The organism is Kangiella sediminilitoris, from assembly GCF_001708405.1.
Lineage (GTDB): Bacteria > Pseudomonadota > Gammaproteobacteria > Enterobacterales > Kangiellaceae > Kangiella > Kangiella sediminilitoris.
In genome coordinates this window covers 1,721,899-1,737,393 of record NZ_CP012418.1, presented here as the reverse complement: position 1 = coordinate 1,737,393, position 15,495 = coordinate 1,721,899, and the positions used below count along the sequence as shown (strand labels likewise).

Genomic DNA, 15,495 nt, shown 5'->3' with positions numbered 1-15,495 from the left:
ATAATAACGCGCTTCATCTAGTCAGCGCCTGTCGTGCTGACGCTAAATAATACGTGGTACACCATATGCGCATTATAGAGGAAGCTCTAACCTTTGACGATGTTTTATTAGTACCGGGACATTCTACTGTCCTTCCTGCCGATGCAGACCTGCGTACTAAAATTACCCGAGATTTCGCTCTAAATATTCCACTAGTTTCCGCTGCAATGGATACTGTGACTGAATCCAGTCTTGCTATTGCGTTGGCGCAAGAAGGTGGAATGGGCTTTATCCATAAAAACATGTCGATAGAGCAACAAGCTAACCATGTTCGCCGCGTGAAGAAATTCGAAAGCGGTATTGTTAGCGATCCGATTACGGTGACTCCTGATACTACCGTAGGTCAGTTAAAACAGATGACTCAGCAACATGGCATTTCTGGAATGCCAGTGGTTGAAGGTGATCACCTGGTTGGTATTGTCACTAACCGTGATATTCGCTTTGAAACACGCGACGGTCAGCCAGTATCAAGTGTGATGACACCAAAAGAACGTTTAGTGACGGTTGAAGAGGGTGCAAGTCAGGAAGAAATCCTGGATAAGTTGCATACTAACCGTATTGAGAAACTTTTAGTAGTTAATGACAACTTTGAATTAAAAGGTCTGATCACGGTTAAAGATATTAATAATGCAGAAACTAAGCCTAACGCCTGCAAAGACCGTTACGGTCACCTGCGTGTTGGTGCTGCTGTTGGAACAGGTGCGGAAACTCCGGACCGTGTATCAGCTATTGTTGAAGCTGGTGTTGATATTATTCTAGTAGATACTTCTCATGGTCACTCTCAGGGCGTTCTAGACCGCGTAAAGTGGGTCAAAGATAACTATCCAGAGAAACAGGTCATTGGCGGTAACGTTGCCACTGGTGCTGGTGCAAGAGCTTTAGTTGATGCTGGAGCTGATGGCGTTAAGGTAGGTATTGGTCCAGGTTCAATCTGTACCACACGTATCGTAACCGGTGTTGGAGTCCCTCAGATTTCTGCAATTTCAAGTGTTGCTAAAGAGTTGGAAGGAACTGGAATCCCATTCATCGCTGATGGTGGTATTCGTTTCTCAGGTGACATGTGTAAAGCATTAGCTGCTGGCGCATACAGCGTGATGGTAGGCTCAATGTTAGCGGGTACTGAAGAAGCTCCTGGTGAAGTTGAGTTGTACCAGGGGCGTTCTTATAAGTCGTACCGTGGGATGGGTTCTCTTGGTGCTATGTCTCAGAAGAACAGCTCCGCTGATCGCTATTTCCAGAGTTCAAACGCAGCAGATAAACTGGTACCGGAAGGTATTGAAGGCCGTGTCCCTTACAAAGGTTACATGATGAATATTGTGCACCAGATGATGGGTGGTTTGCGTTCAAGTATGGGTCTTACTGGTTGTAAGAACATTGAAGAAATGCGCACCAAAGCTCAATTCGTCCGTGTTACTAACGCTGGCATGAGCGAGAGTCACGTGCATGATGTGTCGATCACGAAAGAGGCACCGAACTATCGCGTTTAACTCAGTTAATAGCTTAAGTGAGTTTGGTAGTTACAAGACGGATATGTTAAGCCGCAGATATAAGACTGCGGCTTTTTGATTTTTTACAAGGCGTTTAGGATGCTGAACGTCGATTGGATACCTAAACGAAAAAGGTAAGAATATGCAAACAGATATTCATGATCATCGTATATTGATTTTGGACTTTGGCTCTCAGTACACACAGCTTATTGCACGTCGTGTACGTGAAATTGGGGTTTACTGTGAGTTAGTACCATTTGACGTAAGCGACGAATTTATTCGTGAGTTTAACCCAAAAGGAATTATCCTTTCGGGTGGTCCTGAGTCGGTATCCGGTGAAGGCACGCCGCGTGCGCCTGAACTAGTATTTGAGCTTGGTATTCCGGTTCTGGGTATCTGCTACGGTATGCAAACGATGGCTTATCAGTTCGGTGGCAAAGTTGGCGGCTCTGAGAAGCGTGAATTCGGTTATGCAGAAGTTTATATCAATACGCATAATGCTTTGCTAGACGGTATTGAAGACCGTTTTAATGCCTCAGGTAAAGCTTTACTGGATGTCTGGATGAGCCACGGTGATAAAGTTCTGGAAGTACCAGAAACTTTTGAGGTGATTGCATCCAGTGATAATGCTCCTATTGCGGCTATGGCTCATAAAGAAAAGCCATTCTATGGTATCCAGTTCCATGCAGAGGTCACGCACACCAAGCAGGGTGGTCGTATTCTAGAGCGTTTTGTAACTGAGATTTGTGGTTGTGAGCGTTTATGGACCGCAGAGAATATTATTGAAGACGCTGTTGAGCAGATCAAAGAGCAGGTTGGTGATGACGAGGTTGTTCTTGGTTTGTCTGGCGGTGTAGATTCTTCGGTGACTGCCATGTTGCTACACCGAGCCATTGGTAAACAACTCACCTGTGTCTTCGTCGATAATGGCTTATTGCGACTGAATGAGGCTGATCAGGTGATGGCAATGTTTGGCGATAACTTCGGACTGAACATTATCCGTGTTGACGCCGAAGACCGTTTTTTAAACAAGCTAAAAGGTGTTGACGAACCTGAAGCGAAGCGAAAAATTATCGGCAAAGTGTTTATTGATATTTTCGATGAAGAGTCGCACAAGCTAACAAATGCAAAGTGGTTGGCCCAAGGCACTATCTACCCAGACGTTATTGAGTCTGCGGGCGCAAAGACTGGTAAGGCACATGTTATTAAGTCGCACCACAACGTTGGTGGCTTACCAGAAAAGATGAATTTAAAGCTTGTTGAACCGCTACGCGAACTTTTTAAAGACGAAGTGCGTAAGATTGGTCTGGAGCTTGGTCTGCCGTATGACATGCTATACCGCCATCCATTCCCAGGACCTGGGCTGGGCGTTCGTATCTTGGGTGAAGTGAAAAAAGAATACGCAGATCTATTGCGTAAAGCAGATGCTATTTTTATCGAAGAGTTATATAAAAACGATCTTTATCATAAAACAAGCCAGGCCTTTACGGTGTTCTTGCCGGTTCGATCAGTTGGTGTCATGGGTGATGGCCGTAAATATGACTATGTCGTTGCGTTACGTGCGGTTGAAACGATCGACTTTATGACGGCACGCTGGGCCCACTTACCATATGAGTTCCTGGAACATGTGTCGGGCCGTATTATTAACGAGGTCGATGGTATATCAAGAGTAACTTATGACATCTCTAGTAAACCACCGGCAACTATCGAGTGGGAATAGACTTGTCTTATTGTGGTTTAAATTTATATCCGTGATCAACAGGATGGGTTAGCTAAAAGCATAACCCATCCCTTCAATACAATGACAAACTTCACTGAACTTGATGAACACTTTATGCAAAGAGCCTTTGAGTTAGCAGAAACTGCTAAGGAGAAAGGCGAGGTGCCTGTGGGTGCGGTTTTAGTGAAGGATGATGGAATTATTGCGGAGGGTTTTAATCAGCCTATACTGAGTAATGATCCTACAGCTCATGCAGAGATCATGGCGATAAGAGAGGCGGGTAAGGTTTTGGAGAATTATCGCCTGGTCGATACGACCCTGTATGTCACACTTGAACCTTGTGCGATGTGCGCGATGGCGCTAGTTCATGCCAGGGTTTCTAGAGTGATTTACGCCACTGAGGATCCTCGTACTGGTGCCGGAGGCAGTGTACTGAATATTTTAGATAATCAGAGTTTTAATCACCGTTGTGATGTAGTGTCGGGATTATTGAAGGAGCAGTGCTCGACCCAGTTAAAAACCTTTTTTAAGGCGAAGCGCAATAAATAACCAAATTATAATTGACAATTTTTAGTTTTAACTTATATTCAAACTCATGAATACAGTATTAATCGTTAAAAAACACAACAAAAAGGCACTAAAAAAACGTGTCCTGTACTGCTGTGGGTAGAAAACGAGTAATACGCTTTTATTAAACCCGCACAGGAAAATCCTCTGCGGGTTTTTTTGTGCCTTTATTTAACAATACTGATGAAGATTTGAGGAAGTAGTAATGAGCAACAGTAATTCTTGGCATGTGCTTAAGTTTGGTGGTACCAGTGTTTCCAGTCGTGATAACTGGAATACTATAGCGGCTATCATCAAACGAAAACGTGCTAAAGGGATAAGGGTTTTTGTTGTTCACTCAGCAGTCAGTACGGTTTCCAACAGACTAGAGTCTTTGATCGGCCTGGCTGACGGAGGGGATTATCGTCCATCCTACCAGCAGCTCATTACATTACATCAAGAGTTGCTGGTTGAAATGGGCTTGCCGGAGACTTTGCTTGATCAGCAGTACGCCTATTTAAAACGCCTTCTGGATGGCATCCACTTGTTAGGTGAAGTGAGTGATCGTGTGCGTGCACTCATAATGTCACAAGGAGAGCTGTGGTCAACAAGAATCGGCCAGGCTTACCTGCAAACTCAGCTAGATGAATCGGTTAATAGATTAGATGCAAGAGACTTCTTGAAAGCGAACGAAAGTTATGATGTCGACTATCTGTGCGCTAATTGTGACTATTCTCCAGACGGAAGCTTAATCAGGACCGTAGAAGAGTCATCAGTTGTAATTACGCAAGGCTTTATTGCCAGCACCAGCGAAGACGAAACGGTTCTCCTGGGGCGAGGAGGTTCGGATACCTCTGCTGCCTACTTTGCGGCAAAGCTGGAAGCTGAGCGCCTAGAAATTTGGACTGATGTTCCTGGGATATTCACAGCTAATCCGAATCAGGTTAATAATGCGCGACTTCTAAAGGAGCTTAATTATGATGAAGCTCAGGAAATGGCTTCTGCAGGAGCAAAAGTTCTTCATCCGAGAGCAATAAGACCAGCCCAGGCAACTAAAATTCCAGTCTATATTCGCTCGACGATTGATCCTGATATCGAAGGAACTATCATTAATGACGTGGAGAACAGGTGGGGAATGGTCAAAGCCATTACAGCTAAGGAGCATATCACCTTAATATCCATGGAAAGTCAGGGAATGTGGCAACAGGCAGGATTTTTAGCGGATATCTTTTCTATCTTTAAGCAGCACCAGGTCTCTGTTGATTTGGTATCCACTTCAGAAACAAATATTACTGTCAGTCTAGACAGTTTGACTCAGGTAGTTTCCGAAAAGCAGATTAAAAACTTGGCTAAAGACTTATCTAAAATGTGCCGTGTTAATATCATGCATGACTGCTCTGCAGTTTCTATTGTGGGGAAAAATGTGCGTGCGATATTACATAAAATTGCTCCAGCCTTTTCGATTTTTGAGACATATAAAGTCTATTTATTATCGCAGGCCGCCTCTGACTTGAATTTAACCTTTGTCATTGATGATGAGCATTCCAATAAAGTGATTACTGCTCTTCATGAGTTACTGATTACCAATAACCCCAATAGTGAAATTCTGGGGCCAACCGCCAAAGAGCTGAAGCAGGTTGAGCAGACAGATACAGGCAGTAGATGGTGGCAAGATAAGCAGCAAGAGATTACTCAGTGTCTGAAAGACCGGGATAGTGCCTATATATACCACCTTGATTCGGTTAAGCAGAACATTCAAAACTTACAGTCTATCAGTGCTATTGAAAGAATATTCTTTGCTGTTAAATCAAACAATAATCCTGATGTGTTGAAAGTGGCTTACGAAAGCGACATTGGTTTTGAAACCGTATCGTCAGGTGAAGTTGATCATATTCTGAACCTATTCCCAAGCATTGATAAATCAAGAATATTCTTCACGCCAAATTTTGCGGCCCGCCATGAATACGAAGCCATTTTAGAAAAAGGCATACGGTTAACTTTAGATAGTACTTATCCAATCAGGCAATGGCCTGAGATTTTCCGTGGTAAAGATGTCTTCTTACGCGTTGATCCAAATATTGGAAAAGGACATCATGAAAACGTCAGGACTGCTGGTGCAACTTCTAAATTCGGTATCCCCATTTATGAGCTTGAGGATTTGCAACCGGTCATTGAAGAGTATGATATCAATGTTGTTGGCCTGCATGCTCATGCCGGTAGCGGTATCTTAACCAATGAACACTGGGCTGAACATGCTCGACTTTTAGCCGAAACCGCTGCTTTATTCTCCGGAGTAAAATATTTAAATCTTGGTGGTGGTTTCGGTATTAAGGAGCGAGCTCAACAGTCAGAATTAACTATGAGTCAAATTGATAAAAGCTTGCAAAAAGTAAAGTCTGAATACCCTCAGTATGAACTTTGGATTGAACCTGGCCGTTATATATCGGCAAATACGGGCGTATTAGTATCTAAGGTTACCCAGGTTAAGCAAAAGCAAAACTACTACTATGTTGGCTTAAGCACGGGTATGAACTCCCTGATGCGTCCTGCGCTATACGGCTCTTATCATAATATAGTTAACTTAAGTCGGTTAGAGCAGACAAAAGAACACCTTGCGACTGTGGTAGGCCCCATTTGTGAGAGTACAGATAAATTAGGTGTAGAAATTCCTTTCCCGGAGACACTGGAAGGGGACCTGGTTTTAATCGAAAATGCAGGTGCTTATGGCCATGTTATGTCAACACAATATAATATGCGTAAGCCCGCCGAAGAGGTTTGTATCTAATCTGCAAACTCTCTTGATCTAAATCAACTTGTCGCATACCAGAGTCATTATAGTCCTAGCAAAATCATGCTGGGACTAATTAAATGTTTTCAAAAGCAACAGAGTTATATAATGACGGTCAACATAAATGCTATGCATTCCATGATCTGGTAGCAGGAGAGGCTGTACAGGCTAATCAATTCTTGATCATTAATGGTGATAAAGCTGCACTCATTGATCCGGGGGGCGACTTAACTTTTGCCAAGCTTAGCATTGAGCTAAATAAGCTGATTGATATACGTCAAAATTTAAAGTACATCATTGCATCACATCAGGATCCAGACATTATTGCCTCAATCGGTCGCTGGATGATGCAGACTGATGCTAAAGTAGTGTGCTCTAAATTATGGCAACGATTCTTACCCCACTTTGCATCCTCATACTTTTCACAGATTGATCACCTTGAACTTGGAAAGCGTATTAGGCCGCTGGATGACCAAGGAGAAATTATACGACTGGGCTCCTCGAACTTGGTCATGGTGCCTGCACACTTTCTGCACTCAGTAGGAAACTTTCAAGTGTATGACCCTGTCAGCAAAATCCTTTTTACGGGTGATATGGGTGCGTCTTTAAAGGATTCTGAGCACTTTGCTCCAGTTGACAACTTCGAAGAGCATGTGCCTTATATGAAAGGATTTCATCAACGGTATATGGTGGCGAACAAAGCCTGTCGACTATGGGCAAACATGGTGAGAGATTTAGATGTGGAAATGATCGTTCCGCAACATGGAGCTCCCTTTAAAGGGAAACAGGTTGTTAACCAGTTTTTAGACTGGATTAGTGAGCTAGACTGCGGAGTCGATTTATTTTCGCAAAGAGATTATTCGGTGCCAGTGTAATCATTAATATGATATTGGAGCTGAACACGGGTCTCGTTATCTAAACCTTTCCACATCAGGCAGTACGTTTGGTCTATGGGAGCTTTGAAGCTGCTGGTTAACTTGGCTAGCTTTTGTGGCTCTATCGGGTAAGTTATGTTTTCACCCTGGTGGTAATGCAGGTTAAACTCGACCTTATTTTTCGCTTCAAATTCAAACTGAAGAGTCTGCCCAGCTTTAAGTTCTGGGCAGACTTCTGCTACCTGATTGGTGTTTGTGGTAACGAATATATGATGAGATTGCTCTGCTTCAGCTTCGGCAATGAGGGGCTGAATTATTAGCAGGCTCGGTAAGCTAACTGTAAAAATAGTTTTTCTCATCCTATACTTCTCCAAATTTATAGTGCCTTTAGCTGAGCACGCTGTTCTTCGATTTTCTTGATGGTGGACTCAACTTCTGCAAGTTTACCACGCTCTTTCTCAACAACTGCTTCTGGAGCTTTGTCCGTGAAGTTCGGGTTATTGAGTTTGCCAGAGATACGCTGTAAATCTTTTTCCAGTTTTTCAGCTTCTTTATCAAGACGAGCTAACTCCTGCTCAACATCTATTAGACCAGCCATCGGAATCAATATTTCCATATCTCCAGCCAGAGCAGTGGCAGACATTGGTGCTGACTCGCCAGCTTCAAGCCATTGAATAGAATCTAGCTTAGCAAGTTTTGATAAGAACGTTTTATTGGCCTCAAGACGATCTTTATCCGACTCGGAGCCGTTTCTAAACATAACGTCTAATGGTTTGCCTGGAGCAATATTCATTTCACCACGGATATTGCGCACACCGACAATCACTTTCTTAAGCCATTCGATGTCAGCTTCAGCATTGTTATCAATTAAGCTTTCATCGACCTGAGGGAAGTCCTGAAGCATAATGCTTGGACGTTCTGCGCTATCAGTTCCAGCCAGCGGTGCTACTTTTTGCCAGATTTCCTCAGTGATAAATGGCATGAATGGGTGAAGCAGGCGCATCAGTGATTCAAGAACCGTAACCAAAGTATGGCGAGTACCTCGCTTAGCTTCTTCGGAGTACTCATCACTGTACAATACTGGTTTTGACAGCTCTAAATACCAGTCACAGTAAGTGTTCCATGTAAATTCGTATAAAGCATTCGCTGCCAGGTCAAAACGATAGGTATCTATAGCCTTTTCAAACTCGACTATGGTTTTTTGTAATTCACTTTTAATCCAGCGATCGGCCAGACTGAATTCCATAGCATCGTTATGTAATCCCGTATCCTGATCTTCTGTATTCATTAGAACGTAACGTGCAGCGTTCCAGATTTTATTACAGAAGTTTCTGTAACCTTCAACACGATTCAGATCGAAGTTGATGTCTCGCGAAGTTGATGCCATAGCACAGAAGGTGAAGCGCATAGCGTCAGTACCGTATGCTTCAATTCCATCAGGGAATTGTTTACGAGTACGCTTGGCAATTTTTTCGGCGGCTTTTGGGTTCATCATTCCCGTAGTGCGCTTTGCTACGAGTGACTCAATGTCGATGCCATCAATGATATCGATCGGGTCAAGAACGTTACCCTTAGACTTCGACATTTTCTGACCCTGTTCATCCCGAATTAGCCCTGTAATATAGATTTCCTTGAATGGGATCTTGCCAGTAAACTTTAGACCCATCATGATCATTCTGGCAACCCAGAAGAAGATAATGTCAAAGCCTGTAACTAGCACACTGGTTGGTAAGAAGGTTTCCAGTTCTGGCGTTTTTTCCGGCCAGCCAAGTGTTGCAAATGGCCATAAGGCAGATGAGAACCAGGTATCAAGCACATCTTCATCACGGCGCAGCTCGATATCTCCCAGGTCATACTTTTCTCGTACTTCTTCTTCATTTCTACCTACATAGACCTTGCCACTATTATCGTACCAGGCTGGGATCTGGTGTCCCCACCATAACTGACGACTGATACACCAGTCCTGAATGTTTTCCATCCAGTGGTAGTAAGTGTTTGACCAGTTTTCTGGCACAAACTTTATGTCGCCATCTTTAACAGCTTTTAAAGCTGGCTCTGCAAGTGGGGCGATTTTCACGTACCACTGCGGAGTTAAGTAGGGTTCAATTACAACGCCACTGCGATCACCGCGAGGAACTTTAAGTTTGTGCGGCTCAATCTTTTCCATTAAACCCAGGGCTTCAAAGTCCTCAATGATTTTCTTACGTGCTTCGTAACGGTCCAGTCCACGATAGGCTTCTGGAGCATTGTCATTGATATGAGCCGTTGGAGTCAGGATGTTAATCATTTCCAGATCATGTCGCTGGCCCATTTCATAGTCATTGAAGTCATGCGCTGGAGTGATTTTTACACAGCCACTACCAAAATCTTTTTCAACATAGTCATCAGCGATGATTGGGATTTGGCGGCCAGTCAGTGGTAAGTCAATCGTTTTACCAATTAAATCTTTATAACGCTCATCTTCAGGGTGTACAGCAACTGCACTATCACCCAACATAGTTTCTGGACGCGTAGTAGCAATGATGACATGGCCTGAGCCGTCGCTGAGAGGGTAGCGCATATGCCACAAATGACCGTTTTCCTCATGCGACTCAACTTCCAAGTCCGATACTGCAGTTAATAACTTCGGATCCCAGTTGACCAGGCGGTCACCGCGATAGATTAAACCTTCATCATAAAGCTGAACAAAAGTTTCCAGAACTGCACTAGATAAGTCCTCATCCATGGTGAAAGCTTCGCGTGACCAGTCACAGGAGTCGCCCATGCGTCTCATCTGTTGACTGATAGTACCGCCGGAATGCTCTTTCCATTCCCAGACTTTATCGATAAAAGCTTCTCTACCCAAATCATGGCGGCTTTTACCTTCTTGATCTAAAAGACGCTCAACGACCATCTGCGTAGCGATACCCGCATGATCCGAACCCGGTTGCCAAAGAGTATTATCACCCTTCATGCGGTGGTAGCGGGTCAGTGAGTCCATGATGGTATGCTGAAAAGCATGTCCCATATGCAAGCTGCCAGTGACGTTTGGCGGAGGTATCATGATGCAATAGCTGTCGCTATTGTCAGTGGCACCGCCTTTTGGAGAAAAGTAGTCGTTACTTTCCCACTTTTTGTAGGTTTCTTGCTCGATTGCTTGCGGGTTGTATGCTTTTTCCATGGTTTTATCGGATCTTATACAGTTTCTGTAACAAAGCCTTGAATTATAACGCTTGTGCGCTAGATATCTATATCAGACGGTCAATTTATCCTAAAAGATTTCCCAAGAGGTACTCAATTTCAGGCTTAACCTGTCTACGTTAGGGTTAAGCCAGTATAAGTTATTGATTCTTTGGTTCTGTTACTGATTCCACACTGGACTGTTTAGTTCCTGTGTAGACAAAGGATGGAGGAATATTCAAAGGTACCCAGTTCAGCTTTAAATGCGGGAAGTATTCTTTTATGAGTGCTTTATCACTTAACCAGTATTGATACTGTAAAAAGGTGCCATTGGGCTTCAGGACCGCTTTGATATGGCTCAATAATTCATGCTTCATTTCAACTGGGAATAGCGCCAACGGCAAACAGGATACAAGGCAGTCGACACTATCTACCGCAAAATCCTGAATAATCTCCATCGCTGAGCCATGCCTGAGCTTAAATCTTGGATGATCAATACGTTCAAGAAGCGGTAACAACTGCTCTGAGATTTCATAAGCTGTAAGGGTAGCATTCTCCGGCATATGTGCTAACAACTGCTTTGTAATAATGCCATCGCCAGCACCCAGCTCAATGACAGTCCTGGCATCTGAAGGGATTTGTTTTGCCAGATTTTTAGCTAAAAACTTTGAACTACGGGCAACGCTGCCTGTACTTTTTAAGTTTTTTAATGCGTATCGTGTAAAGCCCTTCATGATGCTCCTAACCAGAATATATCTCTATAGTGTGTCGTGTTTTTATTGTTATTGCCAGCGATTAATTTTATCCCAGGGTACAGATTACAAACTATCACTGGTCTGGCTCTTCTGTACAATATCAAGGGAACGTTCCCTTCGTTCCTTAGCAATTGCTTCTTCCAAAGCTTGTTCAAACATGATGCGTTTAGCTTTGGGCATTAACCAACTCATAATTTTGCTGAATTTCTTATATTCGGCAGAGTTTACCATTTCTTCGACGCTGTTAAAGTGATGAGTTTTACCGTTAATTTTTATCTCTGGATTCTCTAACAGAGTCCGTATTTTCTTTTCTACCTCTTCGTTGTCTTGAGAGATGTTTTGTGCTGATTTTTTGTTCAGCTTTGGGGGCTTGAGATCGTAGTATGTTTTCATCGCAATGATAACAAGAGCTACACCAATACTATTTTCAAATTGTGTAGCGATAAAACCACCAACAATAATTGCAATATGAAGTACTAGTATTCGTTTATAGGGTTTTGACATTTCAGCAGTGATTGCATCAATATTCTTTTTTCTGTATGCAATTATGTACTCTACTAAGTGTGCAATAAACATGGCTAGAAGGGTTAGTTGAACTCCTCTATTTGAGAACATGTAACCAATTACGTCGATCAGAGAGTAGCGAGAGGAGGAAGAGCCTGATATCAGGTAATCTTCGAAAAAGCTGGAAATAAAAAGCCCGTGCCCATAGGTAAACATACCGTAGTGGAGGCAAAAGAAAGCTGAAAAGAAAATACCACCAATAGCAAAAAGAGCAGGATTATCGGGACGAATGGTCATCCGACAAATAGCGAATATGCCGATAATGATGTTCTCGAACCAATAGAGGAAGATGAGATCAAAAGCACTCCAGTAGCCCAGGAGCACTCCAATAAAAGGAATGGCGTTACCCAGTGCAATGGCAATGCTTCCCTTGCTAATTTTTTCTAATTCCATATCTAGTATTTTTTATGGTCTAAAGGATAGCCTCTACCACGGTAAAATTTATAGCGCTCACGAGCTTGTTCTTTTTCTTTTTCTTCGTTCGGTACAATCTCGAAGCATTTTAAAAAATAACTAAAGAAAGGCTGTACTTCGCCACTGAGGTTGATTAAACAATCATGCTGATTTTCAGGAGGCTTTTGTTCAGAGTTAGCATAACCAATCTGTACCGGCGGTGGCTTATTCGGACCTTCGCCGACCAGGTTGTGAGGCACAAACTCGTCAAGCTCCTGTGTCCATAACCATTCATCCACGGCATGGGCTTGAGCCTCATCTTTAGCATGAATATAAACTTTGCGCCCTTGCTTGTATAAACTTTGAACGCACTTACCAATCAGGCGAAGAAATGCTTCTTCGCCTGATTGACTTTCGAGTAAGTGAAAGCCGACTTGCGTCATTGGTTTATTTCACTCGGTTAAGCATGATTTGTGAAAGTAGCGGAACTGGTCGGCCCGTTGCGCCTTTCTCTGCACCACTTTTCCATGCCGTACCCGCAATATCAATATGAGCCCAACGATACTTTTTAGTAAACTTCGATAAGAAGCAGCCGGCGGTGATAGTACCAGCTGGCATACCCCCTAAATTGGTAAAGTCAGCAACGTTGCTCTTTAATTGCTGGTGATATTCATCCCACAATGGTAGACGCCATACGCGGTCTGTAGCCATATCACTGGCAGTTTCAATTTCGTTCGCTAGCGAGTTATTGTTACTCATAACACCTGAGGCTTCGTGGCCTAGAGCTACGATAACCGCACCTGTCAGTGTCGCAATATCAATCACTATTTCTGGATCATATTTATCAACATAGGTCAGAGCGTCACACAGTACCAATCGACCTTCGGCATCGGTATTGAGGATTTCGATTGTCTGACCTGATAGAGAGGTTACAACGTCACCCGGGCGACTTGCTTTACCACTTGGCATATTTTCAGCGGCAGCTACAACGCCAACCACGTTAATAGGTAGACCCATTTCTGCGACCGACTTCATTGCACCGAATACAGAGGCTGCACCGCCCATATCGAACTTCATTTCGTCCATCTTGGCGCCAGGTTTTAAAGAAATACCGCCTGTATCAAAGGTAATACCTTTACCCACAAAAACGATAGGCTTATCACCTTTTTCGCCACCGTTGTACTCCATGCAGATTAATTTGCCTGGTTGATCAGAACCCTGTGAAACTGAAACAAAAGCACCTGCTCCCATTTCTTTGAGTTCTGCTTCATCAATAATGTTGGTAGTAATTGCTGAGTAATCTTTGCTCAGTTGCTCAGCTGTCTCAGCTAAGAACGTCGGATTACATATATTACCCGGTAAATTTGCCAGGTCACGAGTCAGCGACTGACCAGCTGTAATACCTTGAGCATGACGGATTGCATTTTCAGACTCGGCCAGATCGGCTCTTGACTCAATAAATAGTGTCATTTTTCTCAGCGGTCGACGAGTTTCTGACTTCTCGCTCTTAAGTTGCTCAAATAGATACAGGCTATTATTGGCTGCTTCTACAGCGAACCGTACTTTAGAATAAAGCTCCTGGCCTTTAACATTCAATAGCGGCAGGGTACTGATTGCATCGGTAGCGCCAGTTTCGTTGATAAGCTTAATGACTTTGCCACAGATATCTTTGTACTTGATAGCATCAAACTCACGTTCTTTACCACAGCCTACAAGCAAGACACGGTCACAGCTGGTTCCTGGAACACTATGTAGTAGTAAGGTTTGACCGAACTTACCTTCCATGTCTCCGCGCTTTACGATTGAGTTTATATACCCTTCGCTGATGTCATCAATTTGTTGTGCCGCAGTAGAAAGTTTACGAGATTCAAAAACACCTACGATTAAGCAACCTGTTTTTTGTTTTTCTGGGTTACCACTCTTTACAAAGAATTCCATAGATCACCTGCAAATTGTTAAATTTCGTTTATAATGCCGTTATTGGCATAAACCGTGCCCATAGTTTAACTGATATTTTTGTACTAGGAAAACAATCAGTGTCTGGATGGGTTAAGAGTCTGAGTAAACCTTGATTTTAAGTCGTTATTTAAACCGAGAAGTATTTAGCAGCACCTTAGCAATACTGGGTGTGTTGTTCGCTATTTTTATCAGTCAACGTATCGTGAAGTATCTGGCACAGGCTGCGTCGGGTGATATTTCCGGCACTATGGTCTGGCAGATGGTGCTACTTTACTCACCGGTACTAATGGGTTTTTTACTGCCATTAGCTTTTTTTCTAGGATGTTTATTAGCCTTCAGCCGTCTGTACGTTGATAGTGAGATGGCGGTTTTACGCTCAGTCGGTGTCAGTGAAAAGAAGCTGATTAGTTTATTATTACCCATTTCAGTGATTATTGCTTTAAGCGGTGGTGCAGTTTCTCTATGGTTAGCACCCGTTGCGAACGAGACGACTTACCAAATCCGGGATGAGCACGCCAGTAAGCTGGAGCTCAGTATGTTAGAACCTGGACGTTTCCAAATCTTTCAGGAAGGAGAGGGAGTTGTTTATGCAGATTCTTCAGATAACCCAAGCCATTTAGGTAACTTTTTTCTAGCTGAGCTACCATCCGAAGCCAGTCCTTATACTAGAATCATTTCCGCGAAGTCGGCTCAGCGTTATTACGATGAAACGATGGATAAAAATTTCCTGCAGTTGAATGATGGTTATGTTTACGAACTCGACGCCAATAAGAACGTCAGAAAAATAACTGAATTCGAGAATTATTATGCTCGTCTTGAAGCCGAGCGTTCTATAGTATCTCGGCGTAAAATCTCAGCTACGCCAACCATGAAGTTATTGGAAACCGGAGACGGTGCCAGCTGGGCTGAGTTCCATTGGAGATTAGCTGTTCCATTGTCGGTGCCTTTTCTACTGCTGCTGGCTGTTCCGCTGAGTCGGGTCAAGCCACGAGAAGGCAAGTTTGCGAAGATGCTACCTGCTCTCATGGTCTATATAGGCTACATCGTTTTAATCGTTATTTTTCGTAAGTGGGTTGAGGCCGAAAAGATTCCCGGATGGTTGGGTTTTATACCGATATACCTGGTGATGGCTTTATTTGGTTTCCGATTACTGCATGCTCATGGGCGAGCCAATAATAAGAACAAAGTGAAGAAGGCTAAGGATTAGACA

12 protein-coding genes are annotated in these 15,495 nt (G+C 43.3%); 6 read left to right on the top strand and 6 right to left on the bottom strand.

The window, feature by feature from the left end; translation table 11 throughout:
• Positions 1–65 precede the first annotated feature (65 nt).
• From guaB to KS2013_RS07965, 5 genes are all read left to right on the top strand, one after another.
• Positions 66–1,526, top strand: a complete 1,461-nt coding sequence (guaB, locus tag KS2013_RS07985; RefSeq protein WP_068992227.1) for an IMP dehydrogenase — start codon at positions 66–68, stop codon at positions 1,524–1,526.
• A gap of 142 nt (positions 1,527–1,668) precedes the next feature.
• Entirely contained in the window at positions 1,669–3,246 is a 1,578-nt protein-coding gene (guaA, locus tag KS2013_RS07980; protein ID WP_068992224.1) for a glutamine-hydrolyzing GMP synthase, read from the top strand.
• An 81-nt stretch (positions 3,247–3,327) separates the two neighbouring features.
• Entirely contained in the window at positions 3,328–3,795 is a 468-nt protein-coding gene (tadA, locus tag KS2013_RS07975) for a tRNA adenosine(34) deaminase TadA (protein WP_068992221.1), read from the top strand.
• 223 nt (positions 3,796–4,018) lie between these two features.
• Positions 4,019–6,577 carry a bifunctional aspartate kinase/diaminopimelate decarboxylase gene (locus KS2013_RS07970; RefSeq protein WP_068992218.1) on the top strand — a complete coding sequence of 853 codons (2,559 nt, stop codon included), beginning with the start codon at positions 4,019–4,021 and terminating at the stop codon, positions 6,575–6,577.
• Positions 6,578–6,660: 83 nt separating this feature from the next.
• Positions 6,661–7,455: an oxygen-binding di-iron domain-containing protein gene (locus tag KS2013_RS07965; RefSeq protein ID WP_068992215.1), complete on the top strand. Its 795-nt coding sequence runs from the start codon at positions 6,661–6,663 to the stop codon at positions 7,453–7,455.
• Here KS2013_RS07965 and KS2013_RS07960 read toward each other — a convergent pair.
• The 6 genes from KS2013_RS07960 to KS2013_RS07935 all read right to left on the bottom strand — a co-directional run bounded on the left by KS2013_RS07960 (position 7,437) and on the right by KS2013_RS07935 (position 14,264).
• Positions 7,437–7,814 (bottom strand): hypothetical protein, encoded by a 378-nt coding sequence (locus KS2013_RS07960; protein WP_068992211.1) that lies wholly within the window; start codon positions 7,812–7,814, stop codon positions 7,437–7,439. The two genes, KS2013_RS07965 and KS2013_RS07960, sit on opposite strands and share 19 nt — an antisense overlap.
• Positions 7,815–7,831: 17 nt before the next feature.
• Positions 7,832–10,615 (bottom strand): valine--tRNA ligase, encoded by a 2,784-nt coding sequence (locus KS2013_RS07955; RefSeq protein ID WP_068992204.1) that lies wholly within the window; start codon positions 10,613–10,615, stop codon positions 7,832–7,834.
• 160 nt (positions 10,616–10,775) lie between these two features.
• Positions 10,776–11,348, bottom strand: coding sequence for a class I SAM-dependent methyltransferase (locus KS2013_RS07950; protein ID WP_068992203.1), 573 nt, complete (start codon positions 11,346–11,348; stop codon positions 10,776–10,778).
• Positions 11,349–11,432: 84 nt separating this feature from the next.
• The gene (locus KS2013_RS07945) at positions 11,433–12,326 is read right to left on the bottom strand and encodes a DUF6498-containing protein (protein ID WP_068992202.1); all 894 of its coding nucleotides are present in this window, start codon (positions 12,324–12,326) and stop codon (positions 11,433–11,435) included.
• Between the two features lie 2 nt (positions 12,327–12,328).
• Positions 12,329–12,769 carry a DNA polymerase III subunit chi gene (locus KS2013_RS07940; RefSeq protein ID WP_068992200.1) on the bottom strand — a complete coding sequence of 147 codons (441 nt, stop codon included), beginning with the start codon at positions 12,767–12,769 and terminating at the stop codon, positions 12,329–12,331.
• A gap of 4 nt (positions 12,770–12,773) precedes the next feature.
• On the bottom strand, positions 12,774–14,264 hold the full coding sequence (locus KS2013_RS07935; RefSeq protein ID WP_068992198.1) for a leucyl aminopeptidase: 1,491 nt from the start codon (positions 14,262–14,264) through the stop codon (positions 12,774–12,776).
• Between the two features lie 130 nt (positions 14,265–14,394).
• Between KS2013_RS07935 and lptF the strand changes: the two genes are divergently transcribed.
• Positions 14,395–15,492, top strand: coding sequence for an LPS export ABC transporter permease LptF (lptF, locus tag KS2013_RS07930; protein ID WP_068992196.1), 1,098 nt, complete (start codon positions 14,395–14,397; stop codon positions 15,490–15,492).
• Positions 15,493–15,495 lie beyond the last annotated feature (3 nt).